We start from the raw sequence: 13,282 nt of genomic DNA, 5'->3' as shown, positions 1-13,282 counted from the left end.
GCCTTTTTTCTCCCCAAATCCCTTTTAAGTTGGAACAATAATGTAACTGGAAACATATTTATTTTATAAAGGATTTACAAAAATTTATCAGCTATGGACATAGATACAAGAAGAAAGTTCATACACCCCAAGGATAGTTGCAGAAGCTTAGTCACAGGGGGAGATAAGCTTGGTTAACGGCAAGGAAGTGCAATCTGAGCTAGTAAGTATAGCGGAAAATGGAACGAATCAAGCTTTTCAGTCAGGGGTATCGCTGTTACATGATCTATTTAACAGCAGCTTAAAAAGCTATAAAGGGTTATCAGAGAAATATATTATCATTCTTCTAAAATCGATGGAGCAAAGGCATAATAGTAAAAAATACCTTTTAAATTATTCCCATATGCTTTTAAAAAGCACCTTAAAACTAGACACAACATTACTGCCGCCAAATAGATGGAACCTTTTAGTGTTCCTGTGTATCCACAATGGTTTATTTATGGTTGCTAATATTGCCAGGGAAAAAGCGGTTAAAAGTGTTTATCAAGCTTTAGATAATACAAAAAGCATGGAAAACCTCATACAAGCTTTTAAAGCATATATGGACCAAGGCGAGCTAAATAAAGCCAGTCAAGCTCTTCTAAGTGTAAAGAAAAGTTCAGTAGAAGAGTCATCCTTAAACAGAATGGAGATATTCTTCTCTGTTTTAACTGGGGATAGAGAACGAACCAGTAAATTATGTAAGAGACATTTCTCAGAGCAAGATTGGACTTTTTTTCATTATATAAATGGGAAAACGGTAGCGATCGTTGGCCCTGCACCAAAAGAAGAGGATGTATCTGCTGAGATAAATTCTTTTGATATTGTGGTTAGGTTCAATTATAAAGGAGAACCCCACTTACCACACAAGGGGTCTGGTAATAGAATAAATGTTTCGTATCATAATGGTGGAAATGCAGCGGAATTAGATATGCTTGATCATACTGATTTTCTTAATGAATTAGACTTTGCTTGTTTTAAATCTGTTAAGTATGATTTTCAGAGAAAATTAGTTTCTGCTCATAAAGGCAGACAATATAGGATAGCAGGAGAATTTTTATTTAACGGGGCTGCAAATCACCTTCCAAATGTTTTATTCGATATCCTCCATTTCCATCCAAAGATGGTTAAAGTTTTTCACAGTAACTTATACCTTTCCTCCACACCCCATTACACCGGTTATCATACTATACCAAAAGAAAACCAAAGTTTATGGAATACATTTGCATATCACGAAATGATTACACAATTCAATTTTTTAAAAAACCTTTGGAATGGAAAACAGTTCAAAGCTGACAAAGCATTGGAGTCAGTACTAAAGTTAACCCCAGAAAAATATGTCGAATTAATGGAAAGAATACACGTTTATCCATATTTAAACAAGTAAGTGCGAGTAACTTTCATTACTTCTAGAAATGAAACTTTGACCTATGAAGCTAAAGTTTAGGGAGAGATAAACTTGGTAAGAAGAATTGGCAAGACAGTGGCATTTATACCTTTAAGAGAGAAGAGTAAATCTATCCCGTTTAAAAATATAAAAGACATGAATGGACGTCCGCTCGTCTATTGGGTGTTAGATGCTGCTGTTCATTGTAAGGAAATTGACATGGTTGTAGTCTCTACGGACAGCAAAGAGATAAAATCCACCGTTTATCAATATGGTTCTGAAAAAATAAAAGTAATAGGTCGCTCAGAAGAGGTATCTACAGATTCTGCAAATACGGAATCAGTCATGCTTGAATTTGCATCCAATTATGATTTTGATGATATTATCTTGATACAGGCTACTTCCCCGCTATTGACTAGTGAGGATTTAACGAAAGGTATTAAGAAATATCGCCAGATAACAGTTGACAGCGTCCTATCTGTTGTTAGGCAAAGACGGTTTATCTGGGAAAAATCTCACCATACGATGAAACCAGTAAATTATAATCCATCGAATAGGCCGCGAAGACAAGAGATTGATGGTTTTTTAGTTGAAAATGGTGCTTTTTACATTACATCAAGAAACAGCTTACTAAAAACTCAATCTCGAATTTCCGGGAATGTGGATGCCGTAGAAATGCGAGAGGAATCTTATTATGAAATAGACGAGCTTAATGATTGGATCATCGTCGAAAACTTACTCAGGAATTCTATCGATCAAAAACCGCCCGCGAATGATTAATGTCCTCATATGAAATATATATTTTTATAATGTTTTGTTCCTTATGAATAAGGGAAATATATTATCAACAATCTTTCTAGCAGCCTCATAGAATCACTCTAGCAAAGAATTCTACTTTCCTAACATAAAAAATTTACTAAAGGTGATACAATGTTCCGATCGAAAAAGGTTAATAACGCATTAAAATTACTGCTGCTCTGGTTGATTTATATAACCATTCTATACACATTTATCCAAACGAATATAGAGGGGACAATGTTTGCAGTAGCTTTCGTCATAACCACCCTAATATTTTTATTAGCAACTGTGTGGTTTGTCCGCAAAGTAATTAAAAAACCGGACTACCGTGACGGAAAACAGTAATTGATTGAACAATAAACAAGCTACCTGTCAAAAAACGTTGATAGGTGGCTGTTTTTTCCTATCTAATTGTGTTTTTACAACCATCCATCCAATTTCTTGGCAACAATCCTACCGTGAATGTAAACTGACCAAATTAAAAAGGCAACCCCTCACTGGCCACCTCTTTCATTCTAGTTATTTTGTTTTAAGCAAGTCTGACAAATCGATTTGAACACCTTTTTCCTCTTTTTGTTGTTCTTCCCGCAATTCCTTGGCAACTTTGCGATATTCGATTTCTTCATTTGTTAAAAACTCATAACCTGCACCCTCACAACTTGAACAAATAAACGTTTTTTCTGTTGGGTACCCTTGAGCATCCTCGTGTATTTCAGTATAGGCACCTTTGCCCTTGCATATAGTACATTTTGTCATCGTCAAGTTTGTCATCGTCAGTTACCGCCTTTTCAAGAAGATTATCATCTTTTCAAAAAAAATGATACGGTATCATTATATCCTTTTTGACGGGATTAATGAACCAGCGTAGGGAGAATAATAGAAAGCCGAAAAAAAACCTCCATCCATAATAGATTTAGATGGAGATTCTTGTAATCAGTTATCTATTTTATTTGGAGACCTATATTAATTAGTGAACAACAGATAAACCCGGGCCTCATATGGCTTTAATGTAACTATATCTATCACTTCTTCTTTATTGACTTCATAGTTGGATAATGCTAATTGTGCAGTATAATCTTTTAGACTCTCAGGCAAATGAAACGCGGCTTCCTGTTCAAACAAATTAATCATCATTAACGCTTTTTTGTTATGGAATGTACGTGTATATGCATAGATCTGATCATGGTCTTCTAATATCAAATCATATGTTCCATAAATAAGCGCTTCTTCTTCTTTTCGAAGTTTTATTAAAGCCTTATAGTAGTTGTAAACAGAATCCGGCTCATTTACTTGGTTTGCGACATTAATCGTTAAATAATTAGGATTAACCTTCAGCCAAGGCGTTCCAGTCGTGAATCCGGCATATTTCTCTTCATTCCACTGCATCGGGGTTCTGGAATTATCGCGGCCATTCTTCCAAATGCTTTGCATAATCTCCTCATGTGACTTTCCTTCTTCCCTTTCATTCCGGTACTTGTTTTTAATTGCTACATCGTTGTAATCATCAATCGAATCAAATTGGACATTTGTCATTCCAATTTCTTGGCCCTGATAGATAAATGGTGTTCCTTGCATTAAAAAGTATAATGTTGCAAGGCTTTTTGCTGATTTGTCCCAAAATTCCTGATCATTTCCCCAAGTTGAAACGGAACGTGGCTGGTCATGATTTTCAAGGAAAAGCGCGTTCCAGCCAATGCCTTCTAAACCTTTTTGCCACTTGGTTAACGTTTGTTTCAATGAGTGAATATCAAGTCCGCCACTAGCACTCTTGCCCCACAAACCTAAATGTTCAAATTGAAAGATCATATCGAATTTCCCGTTTTTCTCACCAACCCACTCATCAGCCTGTTCCACAGTAACACCGTTTGCTTCTCCAACTGTCATAATATCGTATTTCTCAAATGTTTTTTCTTTTAATTCTTCCAGAAACACCTGAATTCCGTCACGATTCATATGGCCGTCAAAGGATGGAACATATTTCTTCTTTTCTGGATTTGGCATATCCGGGAACCCTGGTACCTTTTTTATATGAGAAATCGCATCAACGCGGAATCCGTCAATTCCTTTGTCTAACCACCAATTAACCATTTCATACAATTCATGGCGCACCTTTTCATTCTCCCAATTTAAGTCTGGTTGTTTACGGGAGAAGACATGCATATAATATTCGTTCGTCTTTTCATCGTATTCCCAAGCAGAACCGCCAAAAATGGACTCCCAGTTGTTAGGTTCCGCTCCGTCTCCACTGCCTTGATGCCAAATATAATAATCCCTGTACGGATTGTCTTTAGAAGAACGAGATTCCACAAACCATGGATGCTCATCTGACGTATGATTGATTACAAGATCCATGATTAATTTCATCTCTCTTTGATGCACTGCTTCTAACAGTTGATCAAAATCTTCCATTGTCCCAAAATCGGACATGATCCCTTTGTAATCACTAATATCGTATCCGTTATCATCGTTCGGGGATTGATAAATCGGACAAATCCAAATAACATCAATACCTAGATCTTTTATATAATCTAATTTCGAAATAACTCCTTGAAGATCACCGATTCCGTCACCATTGGAATCCATAAAACTTCGCGGATATATTTGATAGGCTACTGCCTCTTTCCACCATATTCTCTTCATCAAGTTTTCCTCCTCGTGTCCGTTTCCAGCCAATGACAGGTCTCCACCTGCATTACAGAAAGGTGCACAGTCTCATTTGCACGTAACCATCGATAGTTTAAAAACTTACGTGCAATCGATTGCGCACCAAGCTATTCTTATCTGCCCTTGCCACAAATGGAAGGGTAATAAGAATACTCACTGTTTTTATAAATAACCTGCCATATTCCATTAAAAAAATCTCTTACCATCACTCACAGTTCTACTTTTTTTGTTGATTGGCGATACTTTATTTTATGTGGAACAATAATTCTTTTTGCAGGTTCATCCTTCATCTTTACCTTTTCAATCAGGCACTTGGATGCATGGACACCCATCAGATAAATCTGTATATCAACCGTTGTTAACGGCGGTCTGGTAATTTCTGATAAATAAACATTGTTAAAGCTTCCGATTGATATATCTTCAGGTACATGAAAATTCAATTGCTCTAACATATTGATAACACCAAGACTAATTAAATCATCGGCAATGACCAGACCTGTCGGCGGCTGGTCTAAAGAAAACAGCTCTTCCACCGCTTTATGCCCGCCAGACTCCAGAAATTCTGTCTGAACTTTATATTCGTCCCGGTCAGGTAAACCGGCGTCTTTCAGTGCAGACATATACCCTTCCATCCGATCAACAGTTACCAAGCGTTCCATAGAACCCCCAATAAAACCAATATGCTGATGTCCAAGATCGATTAAATGCTGGGTAATCTCTCTACTCGCCCTTACATTGTCATTATCTACATACGTAATTTGATTTTCATTGGTATATGGCTTACCAACAATGACGAAAGGGAAATCCTTCTCAAAAAGAAAATTCGTAACTTCATCATTTGCCCGTGAGTAAAGGAGAATGATCCCATCCACTCTGTTACCAAACACCATACGTTTCACTTCTTCAAACTGCTCTTCTTCTGTCCCGCCTGTTGATACATACAAGGAGTACTCCATTTCATGTGCAACAGAGCCAATCCCCCTTAAGATCTCTGGAAAAAAAGGATTTTGTAATGCCTTATCTGTTGATGAAGGCATTACTACACCAATAGCTTGTGAAGAACGAACTGCCAGATTACGTGCATTTATATTGGGATGATAACCTAATTCTTTCATCGCTTCCTAACACGTTTCTTTGTATCTAAACTGATTCTGGAATTATCTGCAATAACTCTAGAAACGGTAGAGGGTGCTACTCCTGCCTTTTTTGCTACATCTTTTATTGTTACTCCCATTAATTTCACCCTTTAATGTTATGAATCCCTTACTATTATTGTATTCTATTATATGTGAACAGTTACTGATATGAAATACATTTTATAAATGAAAGTCTTAACCTTTGGTACCTCCAGCTGTAAGACCAGAAATGAGATAACGCTGCAAAAACAAATAAACCGTCGCAACTGGTACAGCTATTAGGATAGAACCCGCTGCAAATCTGGTGAAATTATTAGCAAAACGATCATTTATAAAATTGAATAAACCTACAGCTAGTGTGTAGTTATCTTGACTAGATAGTACGATAGATGGTAATAAGAAATCAAAAAGCGGCATCATAAAGTTAAATAATGCAACTACTGCTAAAATTGGTTTAGCCAATGGGAGCATAATACTCCAAAATACTCTTAAATGCCCAGCGCCGTCAATTTTAGCAGCTTCATCCAATTCACGGGGTATCGTGTCAAAATATCCTTTTACTAACCACGCATTAAATGGTATCTGCCCGCCAAGATACACCAATATCAACCCTGTTAGGCTATCAAGTAAACCAATCATATTAAGAAAAATATACAATGCTACCATCGCCATCATAACCGGGAACATTTGCAGCAGCAAGAAGATATATAAAGCATTTTTTTTGCCTGCAAACTGGTACCGGGAAAAGGCATATGCTACTAATGACGTGATAATAACACTACCGAAAGCAACAGAGATGGAAACAATTAATGAATTTTTATACCATAATAAATAATCACTTTCCTCACTAAATAGCCATTTATAATGCTCCAATGAAAAGTTTTCCGGAATAATGGAAGAGGAATATAAACTGGTACTCTGGTTCAAAGACATTCCTATCGTCCAAACGAGCGGATAAAAAATTATAATACTAGTAATCAGGATAACGAGGTAAATTAGCGTTACTTCTATTTTGGATTTTTGCTTTTGATTCATTATAGTTCACCCTCTTCCTTGAATGATTTCGTTTGTCTGAATTGATAAAAGGCGAAGCCGGATATAATCAGACCCATGATCAAAGAGATTGCTGCAGCCATTGCATAGTTGTTCGTTTCAAAAGTTAATTTGTATACCCAGGAAATTAAGATGTCCGTCCCCCCAGCATTTGAATTCCTTACAGGCGGACCACTTTCATTAAACAAATAAATAATATTAAAGTTATTAAAGTTTTGTGCATATTGCATAATCAATAATGGTGCTGTTGCGAACAGGACATGCGGAAAAGTAATGTATCGGAATTTTTGTAAGCGAGAGCCGCCATCCACATCAGCAGCTTCATACCAATCTTTCGAAATACTCTGCAATACACCTGTAAACAGGGCGAAGATAAACGGGAATCCCAACCATGTTTGGATTAATATAATTGCTGTCCGGGCATAGAATGGTTCACTAAGCCATGGAATACCATCCCCGCCAAGCAGCGGAATAATTATATCCCGGTTAATCGTACCAAAGTCATCATTAAACATAGCAGAGAAAATTAAAATGGTAACAAATGCAGGAACAGCCCAAGGTAAAATCAGGATCGTACGAATCAATTTTTTAAAACGAATTCTCGGATCATTCACAATCAAGGCTAAAAATAAACCAATACCAATTTGCAGCGTTGTTGCCACAACTGTCCATACGACAGTCCAAGCTAAAACACTGATAAACGTATCCTGCCAGATTGGTACAGTAACAAGTTCTGTAAAGTTTTTAAACCCAACCCAATCGACAAGATTCCTTGGTGGTGAGTTATATAAATTATAATTGGTAAATGCCAGTAAGACAGAAAATATTAGCGGGAATATGACCACAAAAATCATTAGCAATAATCCAGGAATCGTCATTAAATATGGAAAAGCCGAATCATAAAAATGTATAATGGTGTCTTTGAAACTTTCTGGAGTCCATCCATCTTTTATCTTTTTTGCCTGGTTACGTGCATCCATCACGTTCCATACATATAATGCGATTAAAATAACGGTTGCTATTAATGCCAATACCCCAAAAACTAGTAACCGGATAGAGTGGTCTGTACCAGGTATCGTACCTAATGTACGTAACCCCCATAATCCAAAATTTATCGAATCTAGCAATGTTATTAAAAAGGCAAGTTCTAATAGAATAAAAATGGCACCTTTTAAAAATCTGCGGTTATAAAGCTGGCCTAACCCTGCAAAAATTATTGACAGAGCAGTAGCAACGTTGGGATTATGTTTTTTAAATTTGTTGGATTTATGATTCAATTTGATTACCTCCCCAATAGGACAGAAAAAATGATAGGGAAGAGTTTAATCTTCCCTATGAGTGTTTTATTGAGCACCACTTGCGTCAATATTTATTTCAATTTGCTCTACTGCTTCCGGTAATACGGAAGAAGGGTCTTCTCCTTCAGCGATGAACTGTAATGCATTATTCATCGGTTCCCAGACCTGAGACATTTGTGGTGTACTTGGCATTGGAACACCATTTTCTATCTGTTGACTAAATGTACTGAAAATTGGATTATCAATAGACTCAAGTGCATTTGTATTTGTCGGTAATTCACCAGCAACATCAAAGTAGTATTTTTGATTTTCTTCGTTCGTTATAAATAATGCTAAGTCTGTGGCCCATTCAGGATTATCAGAATAAAACGAAACCATCCATGCTTTTACCCCTACAAGTGATTGGGCTTCCTGGCCATTAATGTCAGGGAAAGGTACAAATCCCAGGCTATCACCTAAAGCTTCTGTATAACTTGGAATGCTCCAAGGACCATTAATAACAGCACCGACTTTCCCTTCAGTAAATAGACCGTCAATAACATCTGAAGTAGTAGATGTTGGAATCAATCCATTGCCAAAGAACGATTGGAATAATTCACCGCCCTCAATAGCTCCCTCATTTGCTAACCCTATATCCGTTGTATCATAGGACCCATTTTCTCCTCCAAATATATAACCACCATTCGTTTTGAAAAATGGATAGGCAAAATATAAATCATTTGGTCTCATTAAAAATCCGAATTGATCATTTGATGGATCTGTATTTTCTTCTAATGACGTTTTTAAGTCATCAATTGTCTCCGGCGCTTCCATAATATCCTTATTATAAAAGATTCCGTAAGTTTCAATTACCGCTGGCACACCATAAAAATCTGTTTTACTGTCAAATTCATACTGTACAGATTGAAGCGATGCCTCACTATATCCACTCGCATCTTCTTCAGCAATTTCGAGAGGCTGCGCTAGTCCTTGCGCTACAATATCACCTATTCGATCGTGAGGCTGGAAAAATAGATCAGGTCCTCTTCCTTCTGGTCCAGCTAGTGATAATTCATCTAATTGTTCTAACATTGATTTAGCCACTACATTAACAGTAATGTCATTCTGTTCCTCATAATCTGCTGCCAATTTTTCAATAGCTTCTAATTGTTCTTCTTCGTCATTTGCCCAAATAGTAAGTTCATCAGGTTTAGCTGCATCGGAAGAATCACTTGATCCTTCTTTGGTCTCTTCTGATGTATCTTCTCCATTAGTTTCTGTATTAGTTTCTTCTTCTCTGTCTGGAGCACACGCCGAAATGATAACGATTGCAAATAATAACATAAATAAAACTAAGAAAAATTTTGTGCTTCTCATATAATCTCTCCCCTTTTAAATATTTGCGCAATCGATTGCGCTTTATTGTGTCTAATTATACATAGGGTCAATTCTATAAGCAAGCGTTTTCTTGTAAAATTTTTAATTAATTTTTTCTACATTATATGTCTTTCTTTAAAAATTAAAATGTATTGACATAACTTTTCATTTGTTGTAATAATATTGATAACAGCTACGATAAATACAAGGATACAAATTGAGGGCGCTGCTTTTGTATTTATTACAAACAACCCCGGCTTTTATGTAAAAGCCGGGGTTGTTTGTTTTGGAAAAGGAGAATAGATGAAATAATTTGTTTACAAAACTCGGTAATTAAAGGAAAACGATTGCGCTTATTCTTGTCATCTTATTAATGATTTCCTTATTGCCATCCGAATTAATGGCTGCCCTGTTAACAAGAGGAATTGTGCCCAGGATACTATTTAGGGGCTGTTTATAAACGTACAGAAAATAACTCAAAAAAGGAGAGTCTATACCATATGTTTATCGAGGCGATTAACCACAGAGCAATTAACCAATATGTTTATGCGAGAGATAAAGAAACAATAGATATTATGTTAGAAACGAAAAAGGATGATATGGAAAGTGTTGAGCTACTATTTGCTGATCCATATGATTTTAAAGAGGACAAATGGCAATACAAAACAAAACAAATGATTAAATCCGGATCAACTAAACGGATAGATTACTGGAAAATATCCGTAACACCGGAATTTCGCCGACTTCGCTATGGTTTCCGCTGTACAGACACACAGAAAAATGAAGGTATTGTGACTGAAAGAGGCTTTTATGATTCAATCCCTGCCGATATTAGCCATTATTTTTGTTTTCCATATTTACATGAGGTAGATATTTTTCAAGCACCTGATTGGGTAAAAGATACAGTTTGGTATCAAATCTTCCCTGAACGTTTTGCTAACGGAGATTCCTTATTAAACCCAGCCGGTACATTACCATGGGGCAGTACAGATCCGACACCAACTAATCTCTTTGGTGGTGATTTTCAAGGTGTAATGGATAACTTGGATTATTTGCAGAATCTAGGTATCACCGGGATTTATTTCACACCGATATTTAAGGCATATTCGAATCATAAGTACGATACGATTGATTACTTTGAGATTGATCCTCAATTTGGGGATAAAGAAACATTTAAAAAATTGGTAAAAGAGTGCCATAAACGTGGTATTAAAGTGATGCTGGATGCTGTCTTTAATCATAGTGGATATTATTTTCAACCCTTTCAAGATGTGTTAGAGAAACAAGAAAGATCTCCGTACAAAGACTGGTTTCATCTTTGGGAATTTCCAGTAAAAGCTGGTGGGTATCCAAATTATGATGCCTTCGGATTTGTTGCATCAATGCCAAAGTTGAATACAACAAATCCAGAGGTGAAGAAATACTTATTAGATGTTGCCCGTTATTGGATTGAGGAGTTTGATATTGATGGCTGGCGATTAGATGTCGCCAATGAAGTTGATCATGCTTTTTGGCGTGATTTCCGAAAGGTGGTTAAGTCCATTAAACCTAGCACCTATATCTTAGGAGAAATCTGGCATGACTCTATGCCGTGGCTGCAAGGGGATCAGTTTGATGCCGTAATGAATTATCCATTCACGAACAGTGCTGTGGACTTCTTTGCCAAACAGAAAATAACGGCAGAAGATTTCGCTAATAACCTGACAAGCATATTGCATATGTATCCTGCCAATGTGAATGAAGTTTCGTTTAATTTACTGGACAGTCATGACACGCCAAGAATACTCACCTTGGCAAACAATAATAAAAAACTTGTTAAGCTGTTATACCTTTTCCAATTGTCGTTTATTGGTACACCGTGTATCTATTACGGGGATGAAGTGGGTATGACCGGCGGGGAAGATCCCGGTTGCCGTGCTTGTATGGTTTGGGATACAAAGCAGCAGGACCGCCAGTTATTTGCCTTTGTTCAAAACTTAATCCAACTAAGGAGAACCATCCCTGCATTTGGGAATAAAGGAACTTTCCGTTTTTTATCTGTGGATAATTTAACGAATACGATTGTTTATGAAAAAGCCACTGCTGAAGAACAACTAATATTTGTTTTAAATAATAGTAATAAAAATAGCAAAACTACCATAAGTCAGTTGGCAAACAGAACGGTTGAAGAATTGTTTACAAAGGAAAAGTCTAAATTTACGGAAGATGCGACCGTTAATGTGGAACCATTCGGGTACTATTGTTTTAGAGTGACTAATTAGAACAGAACGGCTGGGGCACAATGGAATGAGCTACTCTTACGAATGCCCCATCCCCCCCGTTTCACTCATCCGAAAAAAAGGGAATAAATCAGACCATTTATTAATCGACCGCAACGTTCCTTTTCTTCAACCCTACTAAAATCGTCACGATAATACTGCCAATACTAACAACAGCACCTGCAACTGCATTAGCGATTACCCAATAGCTGGGAATAATAAAACCTATTGGGATCATGATTAGAAAACTAAGGACGATAAAGCCTTGATAAATCGCAGAGATAACCTTCACCGCCAGATTATTAAAGAATGACAAAATCAATGGTGGTAAAAACAGCACTACTAACATTCCGGCTGATATTAACAAAGCTGCTGGCTCCTCGAACGAAACAGTGTTAGGTCCTGTTGGATGTTTAGCTGCTAATAATAAAGCAACAATAGCTAATACCATTGTCAGAAATACCATAAAAAACCTTTTAAACATAACCAAACTCCTTATCAGAATATTATTTTGACAGTCTTCCTACCTTTCCCTTTCAAAACCTAAATATCGAGTCCCTTGAAAAGATAGCGTTCCCCTATCCTCATCCGAAAGTAAACCGTATTCCTTACCAGATAAATGGAATTCTGAGCGGTCACCACTTTCAAACTCGAAAGTTACATAATATTTCGTATGGGTATGAGAGTGATGGTGTTCATTATGTATATTCGACCTTCGGGAAATATCAGTTCGCTTTGATTTTACTACTGCCGGCACACTGAACTTAGGAGACTGTTCATTCCTGTTCCTGGCCAATCCCTTTAACAGCTGTAAATATAACACCCCCTATAACGAAAACAAAAATAATAACAATAAAAACAGGAACCATATTGAACATCATATTATCCATAAGAAACGGATCAGACACGGGAATCCTCCTTCCTATCCTTCCTGGTATGTTATACGTGTGAAACGGATTAAACGTTTCATAGCAGATATAAAAAATGTAATTATTTAACATTCAACTCGTTAATGCTATAATTAGTTGTAAATTTCTTAAGACTATCTAAGGAGGATAATATGGAGATATTAGCCATTATAATAGCTACCGCCGCAATGATTTTTCTCTACTTCACTCCAAGTATTCTGGCAGCTAGAAAAAATAGCAATAACAAAATAACAATATACCTTATTAATTTTTTTCTGGGATGGTCTCTGTTCGGATGGTTAGCTGCACTCTATCTAGCATTGCAAAAAAACAACAGTAAGGTCCGTTTTTGAAACATTAGCTGAACAGAATAATCAGAAGACAATGTAGGGCAGGCCTCTCCCAC

General features: G+C 36.7%; 13 protein-coding genes and 1 pseudogene. 5 read left to right on the top strand and 9 right to left on the bottom strand.

Features of this window, described 5'->3' with window-relative positions:
• Positions 1-169: 169 nt before the first annotated feature.
• The 3 genes from ACFOY7_RS05715 (at position 170) to ACFOY7_RS05705 (ending at position 2,548) form a co-directional block, all read left to right on the top strand.
• Positions 170-1,405, top strand: a complete 1,236-nt coding sequence (locus tag ACFOY7_RS05715) for a hypothetical protein (protein ID WP_390250276.1) — start codon at positions 170-172, stop codon at positions 1,403-1,405.
• 72 nt (positions 1,406-1,477) lie between these two features.
• Entirely contained in the window at positions 1,478-2,185 is a 708-nt protein-coding gene (locus ACFOY7_RS05710; RefSeq protein ID WP_390250274.1) for an acylneuraminate cytidylyltransferase family protein, read from the top strand.
• A gap of 201 nt (positions 2,186-2,386) precedes the next feature.
• Positions 2,387-2,548 carry a hypothetical protein gene (locus ACFOY7_RS05705; RefSeq protein ID WP_390250272.1) on the top strand — a complete coding sequence of 54 codons (162 nt, stop codon included), beginning with the start codon at positions 2,387-2,389 and terminating at the stop codon, positions 2,546-2,548.
• 174 nt (positions 2,549-2,722) lie between these two features.
• Here the strand turns inward: ACFOY7_RS05705 and ACFOY7_RS05700 are convergent, their stop codons facing one another.
• From ACFOY7_RS05700 to ACFOY7_RS05675, 6 genes and pseudogenes are all read right to left on the bottom strand, one after another.
• On the bottom strand, positions 2,723-2,974 hold the full coding sequence (locus ACFOY7_RS05700; protein ID WP_390250270.1) for a hypothetical protein: 252 nt from the start codon (positions 2,972-2,974) through the stop codon (positions 2,723-2,725).
• 192 nt (positions 2,975-3,166) lie between these two features.
• Entirely contained in the window at positions 3,167-4,843 is a 1,677-nt protein-coding gene (locus ACFOY7_RS05695) for a glycoside hydrolase family 13 protein (RefSeq protein WP_390250268.1), read from the bottom strand.
• 233 nt (positions 4,844-5,076) lie between these two features.
• Positions 5,077-6,101 (bottom strand): annotated as a pseudogene (locus tag ACFOY7_RS05690) (LacI family DNA-binding transcriptional regulator).
• A 97-nt stretch (positions 6,102-6,198) separates the two neighbouring features.
• Positions 6,199-7,038, bottom strand: a complete 840-nt coding sequence (locus ACFOY7_RS05685) for a sugar ABC transporter permease (RefSeq protein WP_390250266.1) — start codon at positions 7,036-7,038, stop codon at positions 6,199-6,201.
• A complete protein-coding gene (locus ACFOY7_RS05680) occupies positions 7,038-8,333 on the bottom strand; it encodes a carbohydrate ABC transporter permease (protein ID WP_390250264.1) in 1,296 nt (431 codons plus the stop codon). The genes ACFOY7_RS05685 and ACFOY7_RS05680 overlap by 1 nt, the downstream gene beginning before the upstream one ends.
• A gap of 66 nt (positions 8,334-8,399) precedes the next feature.
• The gene (locus ACFOY7_RS05675; protein WP_390250262.1) at positions 8,400-9,710 is read right to left on the bottom strand and encodes a sugar ABC transporter substrate-binding protein; all 1,311 of its coding nucleotides are present in this window, start codon (positions 9,708-9,710) and stop codon (positions 8,400-8,402) included.
• A gap of 500 nt (positions 9,711-10,210) precedes the next feature.
• On the opposite strand from ACFOY7_RS05675, the gene ACFOY7_RS05670 reads away from it, so the two are divergent.
• Entirely contained in the window at positions 10,211-11,971 is a 1,761-nt protein-coding gene (locus tag ACFOY7_RS05670; RefSeq protein WP_390250260.1) for an alpha-glycosidase, read from the top strand.
• 100 nt (positions 11,972-12,071) lie between these two features.
• Here the strand turns inward: ACFOY7_RS05670 and ACFOY7_RS05665 are convergent, their stop codons facing one another.
• From ACFOY7_RS05665 to ACFOY7_RS05655, 3 genes are read right to left on the bottom strand one after another with little or no spacing between them, the layout of a single operon-like run.
• The gene (locus ACFOY7_RS05665) at positions 12,072-12,452 is read right to left on the bottom strand and encodes a hypothetical protein (RefSeq protein WP_390250258.1); all 381 of its coding nucleotides are present in this window, start codon (positions 12,450-12,452) and stop codon (positions 12,072-12,074) included.
• A 39-nt stretch (positions 12,453-12,491) separates the two neighbouring features.
• Complete coding sequence (locus ACFOY7_RS05660) at positions 12,492-12,725, bottom strand: DUF2500 domain-containing protein (protein ID WP_390250256.1); 234 nt, start codon at positions 12,723-12,725, stop codon at positions 12,492-12,494.
• A gap of 19 nt (positions 12,726-12,744) precedes the next feature.
• Complete coding sequence (locus ACFOY7_RS05655) at positions 12,745-12,876, bottom strand: hypothetical protein (protein ID WP_390250254.1); 132 nt, start codon at positions 12,874-12,876, stop codon at positions 12,745-12,747.
• 152 nt (positions 12,877-13,028) lie between these two features.
• On the opposite strand from ACFOY7_RS05655, the gene ACFOY7_RS05650 reads away from it, so the two are divergent.
• Complete coding sequence (locus ACFOY7_RS05650) at positions 13,029-13,229, top strand: superinfection immunity protein (RefSeq protein ID WP_390250252.1); 201 nt, start codon at positions 13,029-13,031, stop codon at positions 13,227-13,229.
• Positions 13,230-13,282: the final 53 nt, after the last annotated feature.

It is taken from the genome of Gracilibacillus xinjiangensis (genome assembly GCF_042651765.1).
Lineage (GTDB): Bacteria > Bacillota > Bacilli > Bacillales > Amphibacillaceae > Gracilibacillus > Gracilibacillus xinjiangensis.
The sequence above is the reverse complement of the archived record's forward strand: the minus strand, read 5'-3'. Positions and strand labels throughout refer to the sequence as shown.